The following is a 13,749-nucleotide window of genomic DNA, read 5'->3' as shown; positions in this document are numbered from 1 at the left end:
CGCAATACCGGCGCGCCTCAGGCCTGCACTCAAAGCGCCTCGAAGATCCCCGCCGCGCCCATGCCGGTGCCGATACACATGGTCACCATGCCGTACTTCTGTTGGCGACGACGCAGGCCATGCACCAGGGTCGCGGTGCGAATCGCGCCGGTCGCACCCAGCGGGTGGCCCAGGGCAATCGCGCCGCCGAGCGGGTTGATCTTGGACGGGTCAAGCTCGCTGTCGCGGATCACCGCCAGCGACTGGGCGGCGAAGGCTTCGTTGAGTTCGATCCAATCCAGCTGATCCTTGGTCAGGCCAGCCTGCTTGAGTGCCTTGGGGATGGCGGCGATCGGGCCGATGCCCATCACTTCGGGGCGCACGCCGGCGACCGAAAAGCTCACCACGCGTGCCAGGGGCGTGAGGCCGTAATCCTTGATCGCCTGTTCGGACGCCAGCAGTACCGCGCCGGCGCCATCGCTCATCTGCGAGGAGTTGCCCGCGGTGACGCTGCCGCCGAACTGGCCGTTGCGGAACACCGGCCGCAGCTTGGCCAGGCCTTCGATCGAGGAATCCGGGCGCGGCCCCTCGTCCTGTTCCACCAGCAGCTTGCGCAGGCGGATGGTGTTGCCGTCGGCCAGGTCGGGCTGGTGCGAGGTGATCTCGTAAGGGGTGATCTCGTCCTTGAACTCGCCGGCCTGGATCGCCGCGATGGCCTTCTGGTGCGAGGCCAGGGCAAAGGCGTCCTGGTCCTCACGACTGACCTTCCACTCCTCGGCGACCTTCTCGGCGGTGATGCCCATGCCGTAGGCGATGGCCACGTGGTCGTCCTTGAACACCGACGGCGACAGCGCCACCTTGTTGCCCATCATCGGCACCATCGACATCGATTCGGTGCCACCGGCCAGCATCAGGTCGGCATTGCCCAGCCTGATCTGGTCCGCTGCCAGCGCCACGGCCTGCACGCCGGAAGAACAGAAGCGGTTGATCGTCTGGGCCGCGATGGTGTTGGGCAGGCCGGCGAGCAGCACGGCGATGCGTGCCACGTTCATGCCTTGCTCGCCCTCGGGCATGGCGCAGCCGATGATGGCGTCATCGATGCGCGAGGTGTCGATGCCCGGGGCCTGCGCGACCACGGCCTTGAGCACGTGGGCGAGCATGTCGTCGGGACGGGTGTTGCGGAATACGCCCTTCGGCGCCTTGCCCACCGGGGTGCGGGTGGCGGCGACGATGTAGGCATCCTGGATCTGCTTGCTCATAAATAGTGTCCTCGTCTCGTCGCGTCAGTTGCGCAGGGGCTTGCCGGTCTTGAGCATGTGCGCGATACGCGCCTGCGTCTTCTCCTGCTGGGCCAGTTCCACGAAGTGGCGTCGTTCCAGCTTGAGCAGCCATTCCTCGTCGACGATCGCGCCGCGGTCCACCTCGCCGCCACACAGGACGGTCGCGATGCGGGTGGCGATCTCGTAGTCGTACTCGCTGATGAAGCGGCCTTCGAGCATGTTGACCAGCAGCATCTTGAAGGTCGCGATGCCGACGTCGCCGGCGACCTGGATGCGGCGCGCGGGCAGGGGCGGGCGGTAGCCGGATTCGGCCAGCGCCGAGGCTTCGTTCTTGGCGATGTACAGCGATTCGTAGGCGTTGAAGACCACCTTGTCGGTCGGGCGCAGCAGGCCGAGTTCCTGCGCGTTGACCGCGGAGTTGGAGACCTTGGCCATGGCGATGGTCTCGAAGGTCTTCTTCAATTCGGCGAACACGTCGCCGCCTGGACCTGCGGCGACCGAAGCACGCGCGGCCAGCTCTTTCAGCCCGCCGCCGGCAGGCAGCAGGCCGACGCCGGCCTCGACCAGGCCGATGTAGCTTTCCAGCCCGGCCACCGTCTTGGCGCTGTGCATCTGGAATTCGCAGCCGCCGCCCAGGGCCAGGCCGCGCACCGCGGCCACGACCGGCACCAGCGAATACTTGATGCGCTGGCTGGTGGCCTGGAAGTTGGCGACCATGGCCTCGAACGCATCCACCTTGCCTGCCTGCAGCAGGCCGAGCGCGCCGGCCAGGTCGGCACCGGCGGAGAAGGGCTCCTTCGGCTGCCAGATGACCAGGCCCTTGAAGTCCTTCTCGGCGCGGCCGACAGCTTCCTGCAGGCCATCCAGCACCTGGTCGGAAACGGTGTGCATCTTGGTCTTGAAGCTGACCACGGCCACATCGTCGCCGTCGTGCCACATGCGCACGCCGTCGTTCTCGTAAACGGTCTCGCCCTTGGGGAACTGTTCGCCAAGGACCGGATCGGGGAAGCGCTGGCGCTTGTAGACCGGCAGCGACGAACGCGGCAGCTTGGCATCCTGCACCGGGCTGTAGGAGCCTTCGGCGCCATGCACGCCGTCGCGACCGTCGAACACCCAATCCGGCAGCGGGGCATCGGACATGGTCTTGCCGGCGACGATGTCATCGGCGATCCACTGCGCCACCTGCTTCCAGCCGGCGGCCTGCCAGGTTTCGAACGGGCCCAGCGACCAGCCATAGCCCCAGCGGATGGCCAGGTCCACATCGCGCGCGGTCTCGGCGATGTCGGCCAGGTGATAGGCGCTGTAATGGAACAGGTCGCGGAAGGTCGCCCACAGGAACTGCGCCTGCGGGTGCTGGCTCTCGCGCAGCTTGGCGAACTTCTCGGCCGGGTCCTTGATCTTCAGGATCTCGACCACTTCCGGGGCGGCGGCGCGATCAGCGGGGCGGTAGTCCTGCTTCTCCAGGTCCAGCACCACGATGTCCTTGCCGACCTTGCGGAAGATGCCGGCGCCGGCCTTCTGACCGAGCGCGCCCTTGGCGATCAACGCCTCCAGCCACTTCGGCGAGGTGAAGTACTGATGCCACGGGTCGTCGGGCAGGGTATCGGCCATGGTCTTGATGACATGGGCCATGGTGTCCAGGCCGACCACATCGGAGGTGCGGTAGGTGGCGGACTTCGGCCGGCCGACCAACGGGCCGGTCAGCGCGTCCACCTCATCGAAGCCCAGGCCCGAGGCCTGCGTGTGATGGATCGTGGAGAGAATGGAGAACACGCCGATGCGGTTGCCGATGAAGTTCGGCGTGTCCTTGGCGTAGACCACCCCCTTGCCCAGGGTGGTGACCAGGAAGGTTTCCAGGCCCTCGAGCACGGCCTTGTCGGTGGTCTTGGCCGGAATCAGCTCGGCCAGGTGCATGTAGCGCGGCGGATTGAAGAAGTGCACCCCGCAGAAGCGGTGGCGCAGCTGCTCGGGCAGCACCTCGGACAGCTTGTTGATGCCCAGCCCCGAGGTATTGGAGGCCAGCACCGCGTGGTCGGCCACGAAGGGCGCGATCTTGGCGTACAGGTCCTGCTTCCAGTCCATGCGCTCGGCAATGGCTTCGATCACCAGGTCGCACTCGCGCAGCAGGTCAAGATCGCTGCCGTAGTTGGCGGGCGTGATGGCTTCGGCCAACGTCTTGGAGGCCAGCGGAGCGGGGGAGAGCTTGCCCAGTTGGGCGATCGCCTTGAGCACGATTCCGCTGGCAGGCCCCTCCTTGGCGGGCAGGTCGAACAGGACCGTATCCACGCCCGCATTGGTCAGGTGCGCCGCGATCTGGGCGCCCATGACGCCAGCGCCCAGGACGGCGGCGCGGCGCACAAGTAGTTTCTGAGACATATTCAACAAACCCTTGTTTTGGTTGAAATCATGATTCAAGGATGGCGGCACGAAACCCCGCCTCGGCAAATCGGATCAGTTCGCGGGCGGCGCGCTCACGATGCGCCGCCTCGGTGACGCCGGCAGGTCGTTTGATCAGGCCGAAGTCGGCCATGGCATAGGTCAGCGCCCCCGCCAGAAAGTCCAGCCGCCAGTACAGCTCTTCCTTGCTCAGGGCCGGCAGGCAGGCGGAGATGGCCTTGGCGAAGTCACGCAGCACGTGGCCGTAGTGGTCGGACAGGAACTTGCGCAGGTTGTCGTTCTTTTCGGCATAGGCCCTGGCGATGACCCGGACGAAAGCCGCGCCGCCCTGGCCATCCTCGGCCATGGCCAGGGCCGGCTGTACGAAGGCCGCCAGCACGGGTTCGAGCATGCCGGGATGCTCGCGGGTCGCAGCCTCCAACTGGCCCAGGCGCGCGGCCGTCATGACGTCCATACGACGCCGGAAGACCTCATTGACGAGGTTTTCCTTGGAGCCGAAGTGGTAATTCACCGCTGCGATGTTGACGTCGGCGCGGCTGGTCACCTGGCGCAGCGACGTGCCGGCAAACCCATGCAGGGCGAACAGCTCTTCGGCGGCGCCGAGGATGCGGTCCTTGGTGGAAAACTGGTTGCCGTTGGCCATGGTCGGTCGGGGTGTGAATCAAACGCTTGTTTGAGTCTGCGCCCTCGATGCGCCCCTGTCATGTTGCAGTGCGACAAAATCACGCGCGGGCTGCATCGTTGCGGGCGATACGTTAGAATTCCCACAACAAACCAACCTAAGCCCGCGTCCTGACGCGGGTTTTTCGTGCACCTGCGGATCGCGAGGTCCGTTTTTTCGGAGAAAATTCCATGGCGCTTGAGCGCACCCTGTCCATCATCAAGCCCGACGCCGTCGCCAAGAACGTCATCGGCGAGATCTACGCCCGCTTCGAGAAGGCCGGCCTGAAGATCGTGGCCGCCAAGTACAAGCAGCTGTCGCGCCGCGAAGCCGAAGGCTTCTATGCCGTGCACAAGGATCGCCCGTTCTTCAACGCGCTGGTCGAGTTCATGATCTCCGGCCCGGTGATGATCCAGGCGCTGGAAGGCGAGAACGCCGTGGCCGCGCACCGCGAGCTGCTCGGCGCCACCAATCCGAAGGACGCCGCGCCGGGCACGATCCGCGCCGACTTCGCCGATTCGATCGATGCCAACGCCGCGCACGGCTCGGATTCGCTGGAGAATGCCGCGATCGAGGTGGCGTACTGGTTCGCCGCCACCGAAGTGGTGTCCCGCTAAGGGAGGGCCCGTGACCGAGACCAAGCCGATTCCGGTTGTGACCACCACTGGCGACGCGCTCGCCGGTGGGCTGGTGCGCAAGCAGAACCTGCTCGATCTCGATCGGGTCGGGTTGGAGCGCTTCTTCGAGGAGACCCTCGGCGAGAAGCGCTACCGCGCCCACCAGGTGATGAAGTGGATCCACCACCGCTACGTCACCGACTTCGACCAGATGACCGACCTGGGCAAGTCGCTGCGCGCCAAGCTGCAGCAACATGCCGAGGTCGTCGTCCCCGGCGTGGTGTTCGACAAGCCTTCCACCGACGGCACCCACAAGTGGTTGCTGTCGATGGGCGTGGATGGCAAGAACGCTATCGAGACCGTTTATATCCCGGACAAGACCCGCGGCACGCTGTGCGTGTCCTCGCAGGTCGGTTGCGCTTTGAACTGCCAGTTCTGCTCGACCGCCACGCAGGGCTTCAACCGCAACCTGTCCACGGCCGAGATCATCGGCCAGGTCTGGGTGGCCGCGCGCCACCTGGGCAACGTGCCGGCGCAGATCCGCCGTCTCACCAACGTGGTGATGATGGGCATGGGCGAGCCGCTGGCCAATTTCGACAACGTCGTGCGCGCAATGAGCATCATGCGCGACGACTTGGGCTACGGGCTGGCGAGCAAGCGGGTGACCCTGTCGACGGCCGGCATGGTGCCGATGATCGACCGCCTCTCGACCGAGAGCGACGTGTCCCTGGCCGTGTCCCTGCACGCGGCACAGGACGACCTGCGCAGCCAGCTTGTTCCCCTCAACAAGAAATACCCGGTCGAGCAGTTGATGGCGGCCTGCGCGCGCTATCTGAAGGCGAGTCCGAAGCGGGACTCGATCACCTTCGAATACACGCTGATGAAGGGCGTCAACGACCAGCCGGAACATGCGCGGGCGCTGGTTCGGCTGATGCGGCAGTTCGGTAACCAGATGCAGTCCCGCGAAGCGGGGAAGGTCAACCTGATCCCGTTCAATCCTTTCCCCGGCACGCGCTACGAGCGCTCGGAGGAGCCGCAGATCCGTGCCTTCCAGAAGATCCTGCTGGACAATCAGGTGCTCACCATGGTCCGGCGCACCCGCGGTGACGACATCGACGCGGCCTGCGGGCAGCTCAAGGGACAGGTCATGGACCGCACGCGGCGCCAGGCCGAGTTCAATCGCCAGCTGCGTGAGCAGGGCCTGGGTGATGCCGCTGCGTAAGCTGCTGCTGGCGGGGATCATCCTTGCGGTGGCTGGCGCCGGCTGCTCGCGGCTGACCTTTGTCCGCCCAAAGGGGGGCATGAAGGAAATCGAGGTCCCCAAGAGCACTTACCACGTGCGCGACAGCAAGGCGACGCAGCTGCGGCTGGAAGAGCGGGAAAGCCTGGGATTATCCGAGCAGCGCCTGCGTGTGGGCGACCTGGATGCGGCCGAGCGCGAAGCGAACAAGGCGCTCAGGCTGAATCCTGATTCGGCCGATGCGCACACCTTGTTGGCCATTGTCGCCGGGCGTCGCGGGCAGGGCGAGGCGGCGGGCGAGCATTACCGCCGTGCGGCCGAGCTGTCGCCCAACAGCGGCAGCGTGCTCAACAACTATGGCGCTTGGCTGTGCAGCAATGGACATGCCGCTGAAGCGCTGGTGTGGTTTGACCGGGCCCTGGCTGCGCCCGGCTACGCGGCTCCGGCTTCGGCACTGGCCAATGCCGGGGGATGCGCGCTGCAGACCGGGCAATACGAGCGGGTGGAGCCTGACCTGCGCAAGGCCTTGTCGCTAGACCCGACCAATGCCTATGCGCTGGTTTCCATGGCGCGCAACGAGTACCGACTGGGCCACTTCATGGATGCACGCGCATTCGCCGAACGGCGTCTGGCAGCTGCACCAGCGGACGCAAGCGTGCTACAACTGGCAGCCGACATTGAGACCAAGCTCGGCGACAGGGCAGCTGCCGAGAAATATCGGCAGCGACTGCGGGCGGAGTTCCCGGATGCTGCTGCCGCAAGTTCCGGGGACACTGCAAGACCATGACGGATCGGAACACGACCCTCTCCGTGCCCAGTGATGGGCAACAGGCGGAGACCGGCGCGATGCTGCGCCGCGCCCGCGAGCAGCAGGGCATGACCGTCGCGCAGGCGGCTTCCCGGCTCAAGGTTCCCACGCGCGTGGTCAGCGCGCTCGAGGAGGGCGACTGGGCGCGACTTGGAGCGCCGGTCTTCGTGCGCGGACATTTGCGCAGTTACGCAAAACTGCTGGGTGTCGATGTCGCGGCCTACCTGGACCAGGCCTCCCTGCAGGCCGTAAGGCCGGTCGAGCTGGTCAGTCATACCCATACGCCGCGCTACCAGCGCGTCCTGGAGAGCACGGCCCGGCGTGCGGTCTACGTGGTGATCACGGTGTGTTTCTTCGCGGTGCCGATGTGGCTGCTGTTTTCGAACAATGGTGCTGGCACGCGTGCCCTGAAGACCGCGTCGCTGGATGTGATTCCCAAGGCCGAAGTGGCCGGTCAGCCTGCGACCAAGCCGGCTTCCGAGGAGCGCCCAGTGACGCCGCCGCCTGCCTCCTCGGCTGCCTATGACGACAACGGGCCGATCACCGCGTCCATGGCGCCGCGCCTGAATCGCGCGGCCGAGGCCGTCGGACCGCCGACCTCCGCGCTGCACCTGAGCTTCAGCGGCGACAGCTGGGTCGAGATCGAGGATCCGGAGGGGCACATGATCGAGCGCGGCCTGCTCAAGTCGGGCGATGAACGCGCGTTTTCGGCCGGACAGGTTGGCTGGATCAAACTGGGCAATGCGACTGCGGTTCAGGTTCAGCATGACGGGAGTACGGTGGACCTCACGCCGTATCAGCGGGCCAACGTGGCGCGCTTTGCGGTATCCTCCGACGGATCACTCGCGCCGGTCCAGGACTGATCCGCGAGGGTCTTCCTGAAGCAATTTGATGACCCCGCGTCTTGGCGGGGCGAGAGTACGCATGGCAATTGATGACCTGCTGGACGAGCACGAGCAGAGTGAGCGCGTCCGCAACTGGCTGAAGAACAACGGCGCCGGACTGATCGGTGGTATCGCGCTGGGACTGGCACTTATTTTTGGATGGAAGTGGTGGGTGCAGCACCGCGACCAGCAGGCCCAGGCGGGCTATGCCGCCTACGCCGAGGCGGTCAAGGCGATCGGGGGCGATGACCTCAAGCAGGCCCAGGCCAAGGTCGCCGCGCTGCGCGAGGCGTCTCCACAGTCGCTGTATGCCCAACTCGCTGTCCTTGAACTGGCCCAGGCACAGGTCAAGGCCAAGCAGCTAGACGCCGCGCTGGCCACCCTCAAGCAGGTCGCTGCGGATTCCCCGATGAAGCCTTACGCGGACCTGCATGCGGCGCGCTTGCTCAATGCGGCCGGCAAGCCTGAGGACGCCGTCAAGCTGCTGTCTTCCTATGACAGCCCATCCGCCCTGGAAGTGCGTGGTGACGCGCTGGTCCAGGCTGGCAAGCTTGAAGAGGCCCGCGACACCTATCTGAAGGCCATGACCGGCATGGATGTGGCATCGCCACAGCGCCGCATCGTCGCTATCAAACTCACCCATGCCGGCGGCACCCCGCCCGGGTCCGCGGAGTCGATCTGATGAAACTGGTTGTCAACCTCAAGCGCGTGGCCGTGGTCGTCGCGCTCGTCGCGGTGATGTCTGGGTGCACCACCGTCAAGGGCTGGTTCACCGATGACAAGAAAGCCGCCGAGAAGGCCGCAGTCGAACCGCTGCCCTTGGAAAAGTTCAAGCCGTCGATCGAGGTCGACAAGGTCTGGACCGCCAAGGCCGGTGATGGTGAAAAGCTCCTCGGGACCCGTCAGGGCCCGGCGATCGCCGATGGTCATGTCTATGCAGCCGCGATCGAGGGTGGCGTGCGCGCGCTCGACCTGCAGACCGGCAAGGAGCTGTGGCACAAGAAGATGAAGGACGAGCGCGTCTCGGCCATCGGTGCGGGTGAGGGCCTGGTGGTGATCGGCACGCTGTCGGGCAAGGTCATCGCCCTTGACCCGGCCACCGGGGACGAGAAGTGGACCGCCCAGGCGAGCAACGAGGTGATCGCCCCGCCGGTGATCGGTCAGGGCAACGTGCTGGTGCATGCCAACGACGGTCAGGTCCTGTGCTACCAGGTCACCGACGGCACCCGGCGCTGGTTCTGGAACCGTGAACAGCCAGCGTTGACCGTGCGCGGCAATGGCCCGGTGGAATTGGGGCCGGGCATCGTGTTCGTGGGCAATGACGACGGCACCCTGAGCGCATTGGCGCTCAACGATGGTCACTCGCTGTGGGACCAGACCGTGGGCCAGCCCGAAGGGCGCACCGAACTGGAGCGCATGGCCGACGTGGACGGCGCACCGGTGGTCGATGGCACCACGATCTACGCTTCCAGCTACAAAAACGCGACCATCGCGGTCGATGGTCCCAGCGGTCGCACCCTCTGGAGCCGCGACAACGGTGGGTTTGCCGGGCTGGGCGTCGGTCCGAGCAGCTTGGTGGTTGCCGACAACAAGGGCGCGGTGTGGTCGCTGGACAAGAACAGCGGCGGTTCGTTGTGGTCCAACCAGAAGCTGCTGCGTCGTTCACTGACTGCGCCGACGGTGGACGGCGACTACGCCGTGGTCGGTGACTACGACGGCTACGTGCACTGGCTGCGGCTGGACAATGGTGAAATCGTCGCGCGTGAGCGTGCCGGCGGCGACCCGATCCGGGCCAAGCCGGTTTTCGCCGACGGCGTGCTGATCGTGCAGAACACCGACGGCAAGCTGACGGCGTTCCGCATCAAGTAAACCCGTCCGCTGCCGACACGGGGAGCCGGAACATGCGTCCGGCTCCCCGTTTTCGTATCCTGTTGCGCCATGACGCGTCCTGGCGCGGGCCTGCCGGCACTGCTGCGGCGTCCCGGCCACAGGCCTTCCCTTGTTTCAACACCCCGGTCCTGGACCGATTCCAATGCTTCCACTTGTCGCCCTGGTGGGCCGCCCAAACGTGGGCAAGTCCACGCTGTTCAATGCGCTGACCCGCAGTCGCGACGCGTTGGTCCACGACGAGCCCGGCGTGACCCGCGACCGCAACTACGGCATCTGCCGCCTGGATCCCGAGCAGCCCTTCGTGCTGGTCGACACCGGCGGCATCGCCGGCGACGAGGAGGGTCTGTCGGGCGCCACGGCCCGTCAGGCGCGCGCCGCTGCGGCCGAGGCCGATCTGGTCCTGTTCGTGGTCGATGCGCGCGAAGGCGCTTCGGCGCTGGACGACGAGATCCTCGAATGGCTGCGCAAGACCGCCCGGCCCACCATGCTGGTGCTGAACAAGATCGACGGCGTCGATGAGGACAACGCCCTGGCGGATTTCGCCCGCTACGGGTTCTCCGACGTGGTGAGCCTGTCCGCGTCGCATCGGCAGGGCCTGGATGAACTGCTGGACGAGGTGTTGGGGCGGCTGCCGGAGGAGGGCGCCGGCGAGACGCTGGATACCGATCCCAACCGGGTCCGGATCGCGTTCGTGGGCCGGCCCAACGTCGGCAAGTCCACCCTGGTCAACCGCTTGCTGGGCGAGGAGCGGATGATCGCCTCCGAAGTCCCCGGCACCACGCGCGATTCGATCGCCGTGGACATGGAGCGCGACGGGCGCCTGTATCGTCTGGTCGATACCGCGGGCCTGCGCCGCAAGGGCCGGGTGGACGAGGTCGTGGAGAAGTTCTCCATCGTCAAGACCCTGCAGGCCATCGAGCAATGCCAGGTCGCGGTGTTGCTGCTGGACGCGACCGAAGGCGTCACCGACCAGGACGCCAGCGTGCTGGGCGCGATCCTGGATGCCGGCCGCGCCCTGGTGGTGGCGGTCAACAAGTGGGACGGACTGACCGACTACCAGCGCCAGCAGGCCGAGCAGTTGCTGTCGCGCAAGCTGGGGTTCGTTGAATGGGCCGAAGCCGTGCGCATCTCCGCCAAGCATGGTTCGGGGTTGCGCGAGCTGTTCAAGGCGGTCCATCGCGCGCACGCCTCGGCCACGCGCACCTTCGGCACCAGCGAGGTCAACAAGGCGCTGGAAATCGCCTACGAGTCCAACCCGCCGCCATCCATCCGTGGCCACGTGTCCAAGCTGCGCTACGTGCACCCGGGCGGAGAGAACCCGCCGACCTTCATCGTCCACGGCACGCGCCTGAAGGTGTTGCCGGAATCGTACAAACGCTATCTGGAGAACTTCTTCCGCAAGCGCTTCAAACTGGTCGGCACCCCGGTGCGCTTCCTGTTCCGTGAGGGCACCAACCCGTACGAGGGCAAGAAGAACGTGCTGACCGAGCGCCAGGTGGCCAAGAAGAAGCGCCTAATCCGCCACGCCAAACGTAAGTAGGCCGATGGCTGCATTCCCGACGCGCATCGATTACGCCCAGGCGCTGGAGACCGTCCTCAGGGTCGGCGCCCAGCGCCGCCTGACCCCGCAGCGTCTGGCGATCCAGCGTGTCGATGGACGGATCCTGGCCGAACCGGTGGACGCGGCCATTGCGCTGCCGCCGTTCGACAACAGCCGCATGGACGGCGTTGCGGTGCGCAGCGTGGATCTGAGTGACAGCGGCCCGACGACCCTGACCCTGGTGGGCGAGCAGTTCGCCGGGGCCGATGCGGGGCTGACGCTGCGGGCAGGGCAGTGCGCCCGGATCACGACCGGCGCGCCGCTCCCGGCAGGCGCCGACACGGTGGTGATGAAGGAACTGCTCGACTGGAGCGGTGAGCAGGTGATCGTCCCCGCCGGCGTGGCGGCTGGAAATGACGTGCGCCGCGCAGGTGAGGATGTGCAGGCCGGTACGCGGGTCCTGGAGATGGGGCAGGTCATGACCCCGGCCCGGGTCTCGCTTGCCGCGGCGCTCGGGCAGTCCGACCTGGCGGTGTTTCCTCGCCCGACAGTCGCGGTGTTCTCGACCGGTGACGAGCTGACCGAGCCCGGCATGCCGCTGGGCCCAGGGCGGATTTACGACAGCAATCGTGACCTGCTGATGGGGCTGCTGCGCCAACTGGGCCTGGAGCCGGTGGCCTGGCCGCGCCTGCCGGATGATCCGCAGCGCGTGGAGACCGCGCTGCGCGATGCGGCGGCGGCCTTCGATGTGGTCATCACCGCTGGTGGTGTGTCGGCCGGTGAGAAGGACCTGGTCCCCGGACTGCTGCAGGCCCACGGCGAAGTGCATTTCTGGAAGGTGCGGATCAAGCCCGGCATGCCGGTGCTGTTCGGCGTGCTGGACCGGGCGGCGTTCCTGGGGCTGCCGGGCAATCCGGTCTCGGTCCTGGCCACGTTCCTGGCATTGGGCCGGCCGTTGCTGGATGCGATGCAGGGCAGGGCGGAGCTGCGGCCGCGCTTCATGGCGCGCCTGTCCAGCGCCTGGCGCAAGACGCATGCGCGCCAGGAGTTCCTGCGCGGGCGGCTGCACAGCGCCGACGATGGCAGCCTGCTGGTCGAGCCCAACCCGGCCGAAGCCTCCCACCAGCTGCGCGGGGCGGCCGACAGCGATGCGCTGATCGTCCTGGACGCCGGTGAGCGCGAATATCCCGCCGGCTTCGTGGTGCCGGTGCTGCCCTACTGACGTTCGCGCCCGCCGGTGTCGGAGGGGACGATAATCCGCGCATGGACATCGAACACCTCACGCCTGCACAAGCACTGCAGCGCCAGCGCGGCGGGGCCGTGCTGGTCGACGTACGCGAAACACATGAGCGCGCCCAGGGGCAGGCCGAAGGCGCGCAGGGCATTGCGCTTGCGCGCCTGCTGGAGCAGCCAGCGGACTTCCTGACGGACGCCTCGACGCAGATCGTGCTGATCTGCCAGAGCGGGCAGCGCTCCCTGGCGGCGGCGCAGGCCCTGCTGGGCCAGGGCTATACGCGGCTTGCCACGGTGGAAGGCGGTACCACGCGCTGGCGCGCCGAGGGCTTGCCCATGGTCGTCCCAGAGCTGGAGGCCGGACAGCGCGATTTCGGTGAGCGCTATGCACGCCACCTGCTGCTGCCGGAGGTGGGCGAGGCGGGTCAGCGCCGCCTGCTGGCATCGCGCGTGCTGCTGGTCGGCGCCGGAGGATTGGGCTCGCCGGCTGCCTACTATCTGGCGGCCGCTGGGGTCGGGCAGCTGCGGATCGTGGATGACGACGCGGTCGAGCGCAGCAATCTGCAGCGCCAGATCCTGCACACCGAGGCGCGGATCGGGATGGCCAAGGTGCACTCGGCCGCCGCCGCGCTGGAGGCGCTCAATCCCGGTGTGACGGTCCAGGCGCTCCAGACGCGGCTCGATGCCGACAACGTCGCCGCGCTGCTGGACGGCGTGGACGTGGTCATCGACGGCGCGGACAACTTCCGCACGCGCTACGTCCTCAACGACGCCTGCGTATCGGCCGGCAAACCCCTGGTCTACGGCGCCGTGCAGCAGTTCGAGGGGCAGGTCAGCGTCTTCGATGCGGGCCGGCAACCGGGCAGGGCGCCGTGTTATCGGTGCCTGTTCCCCATGCCGCCGCCCGCCGGGCTGGCGCCGGACTGCGCCGAGGCCGGGGTGCTGGGCGTCCTGCCGGGTGTCATCGGGCTGCTGCAGGCCACCGAGGCGATCAAGCTGCTGCTGCAGGTCGGGACGACGCTGGCCGGGCGCTTGCTCAACTTCGATGCACTGTCGATGCGGTTTCACGAACTGGCGCTTCCGGTCGATCCCACGTGTCCGGTCTGCGCGGTGACTGCCCGGACCTGAGCGACTGAGCGGAGGGAGCGTTGCTATCGCGCTCCCCGTGGCTGAAGTGATGCGTTAACGTTTCAGTCCATGTCCTTTCGAAGCTCCCCGCG

General features: G+C 66.9%; 12 protein-coding genes. 9 read left to right on the top strand and 3 right to left on the bottom strand.

Translation table 11 applies throughout. From position 1 onward, the window contains the following. Positions 1–29: 29 nt before the first annotated feature. The 3 genes from PJ250_RS17935 to PJ250_RS17925 are packed head-to-tail and all read right to left on the bottom strand — an operon-like array spanning position 30 to position 4,299. A complete protein-coding gene (locus PJ250_RS17935) occupies positions 30–1,238 on the bottom strand; it encodes an acetyl-CoA C-acyltransferase (RefSeq protein ID WP_271645968.1) in 1,209 nt (402 codons plus the stop codon). 24 nt (positions 1,239–1,262) lie between these two features. Continuing rightward, positions 1,263–3,635 (bottom strand): 3-hydroxyacyl-CoA dehydrogenase/enoyl-CoA hydratase family protein, encoded by a 2,373-nt coding sequence (locus PJ250_RS17930; protein WP_271645966.1) that lies wholly within the window; start codon positions 3,633–3,635, stop codon positions 1,263–1,265. A 28-nt stretch (positions 3,636–3,663) separates the two neighbouring features. Continuing rightward, the gene (locus PJ250_RS17925) at positions 3,664–4,299 is read right to left on the bottom strand and encodes a TetR/AcrR family transcriptional regulator (RefSeq protein ID WP_271645965.1); all 636 of its coding nucleotides are present in this window, start codon (positions 4,297–4,299) and stop codon (positions 3,664–3,666) included. Between the two features lie 209 nt (positions 4,300–4,508). Here PJ250_RS17925 and ndk point away from each other — a divergent pair, with 209 nt between their 5' ends. The 9 genes from ndk to moeB all read left to right on the top strand — a co-directional run bounded on the left by ndk (position 4,509) and on the right by moeB (position 13,657). Beyond that, positions 4,509–4,934, top strand: coding sequence for a nucleoside-diphosphate kinase (ndk, locus tag PJ250_RS17920; protein ID WP_130518656.1), 426 nt, complete (start codon positions 4,509–4,511; stop codon positions 4,932–4,934). A gap of 73 nt (positions 4,935–5,007) precedes the next feature. Further along, positions 5,008–6,156 carry a dual-specificity RNA methyltransferase RlmN gene (rlmN, locus tag PJ250_RS17915; RefSeq protein WP_271648695.1) on the top strand — a complete coding sequence of 383 codons (1,149 nt, stop codon included), beginning with the start codon at positions 5,008–5,010 and terminating at the stop codon, positions 6,154–6,156. Next, a complete protein-coding gene (gene pilW, locus PJ250_RS17910) occupies positions 6,143–6,961 on the top strand; it encodes a type IV pilus biogenesis/stability protein PilW (protein ID WP_271645964.1) in 819 nt (272 codons plus the stop codon). Before rlmN ends, pilW begins: the two co-directional genes overlap by 14 nt. A 59-nt stretch (positions 6,962–7,020) precedes the next feature. Next, entirely contained in the window at positions 7,021–7,845 is an 825-nt protein-coding gene (locus PJ250_RS17905) for a helix-turn-helix domain-containing protein (protein ID WP_271648694.1), read from the top strand. 61 nt (positions 7,846–7,906) lie between these two features. Further along, positions 7,907–8,548, top strand: a complete 642-nt coding sequence (locus tag PJ250_RS17900; RefSeq protein ID WP_271645963.1) for a YfgM family protein — start codon at positions 7,907–7,909, stop codon at positions 8,546–8,548. Then, on the top strand, positions 8,548–9,735 hold the full coding sequence (gene bamB, locus PJ250_RS17895) for an outer membrane protein assembly factor BamB (protein ID WP_271645961.1): 1,188 nt from the start codon (positions 8,548–8,550) through the stop codon (positions 9,733–9,735). The genes PJ250_RS17900 and bamB overlap by 1 nt, the downstream gene beginning before the upstream one ends. A gap of 163 nt (positions 9,736–9,898) precedes the next feature. Then, positions 9,899–11,296, top strand: a complete 1,398-nt coding sequence (gene der, locus PJ250_RS17890) for a ribosome biogenesis GTPase Der (RefSeq protein ID WP_271645960.1) — start codon at positions 9,899–9,901, stop codon at positions 11,294–11,296. A gap of 4 nt (positions 11,297–11,300) precedes the next feature. Further along, entirely contained in the window at positions 11,301–12,518 is a 1,218-nt protein-coding gene (gene glp, locus PJ250_RS17885; protein ID WP_271645959.1) for a molybdopterin molybdotransferase MoeA, read from the top strand. Between the two features lie 41 nt (positions 12,519–12,559). Next, on the top strand, positions 12,560–13,657 hold the full coding sequence (gene moeB, locus PJ250_RS17880) for a molybdopterin-synthase adenylyltransferase MoeB (RefSeq protein ID WP_271645958.1): 1,098 nt from the start codon (positions 12,560–12,562) through the stop codon (positions 13,655–13,657). Positions 13,658–13,749: the final 92 nt, after the last annotated feature.

It is taken from the genome of Pseudoxanthomonas sp. JBR18 (assembly GCF_028198165.1).
GTDB lineage: Bacteria > Pseudomonadota > Gammaproteobacteria > Xanthomonadales > Xanthomonadaceae > Pseudoxanthomonas_A.
The sequence above is the reverse complement of the archived record's forward strand: the minus strand, read 5'-3'. Positions and strand labels throughout refer to the sequence as shown.

Coding starts and splice junctions, on each gene's coding strand:
- PJ250_RS17935 (WP_271645968.1), bottom strand. CDS start 1,238: ATGAGCAAGCAGATCCAGGATGCCTACATCGTCGCCGCCACCCGCACC.
- PJ250_RS17930 (WP_271645966.1), bottom strand. CDS start 3,635: ATGTCTCAGAAACTACTTGTGCGCCGCGCCGCCGTCCTGGGCGCTGGC.
- PJ250_RS17925 (WP_271645965.1), bottom strand. CDS start 4,299: ATGGCCAACGGCAACCAGTTTTCCACCAAGGACCGCATCCTCGGCGCC.
- ndk (WP_130518656.1), top strand. CDS start 4,509: ATGGCGCTTGAGCGCACCCTGTCCATCATCAAGCCCGACGCCGTCGCC.
- pilW (WP_271645964.1), top strand. CDS start 6,143: ATGCCGCTGCGTAAGCTGCTGCTGGCGGGGATCATCCTTGCGGTGGCT.
- PJ250_RS17905 (WP_271648694.1), top strand. CDS start 7,021: ATGCTGCGCCGCGCCCGCGAGCAGCAGGGCATGACCGTCGCGCAGGCG.
- PJ250_RS17900 (WP_271645963.1), top strand. CDS start 7,907: ATGGCAATTGATGACCTGCTGGACGAGCACGAGCAGAGTGAGCGCGTC.
- bamB (WP_271645961.1), top strand. CDS start 8,548: ATGAAACTGGTTGTCAACCTCAAGCGCGTGGCCGTGGTCGTCGCGCTC.
- der (WP_271645960.1), top strand. CDS start 9,899: ATGCTTCCACTTGTCGCCCTGGTGGGCCGCCCAAACGTGGGCAAGTCC.
- glp (WP_271645959.1), top strand. CDS start 11,301: ATGGCTGCATTCCCGACGCGCATCGATTACGCCCAGGCGCTGGAGACC.
- moeB (WP_271645958.1), top strand. CDS start 12,560: ATGGACATCGAACACCTCACGCCTGCACAAGCACTGCAGCGCCAGCGC.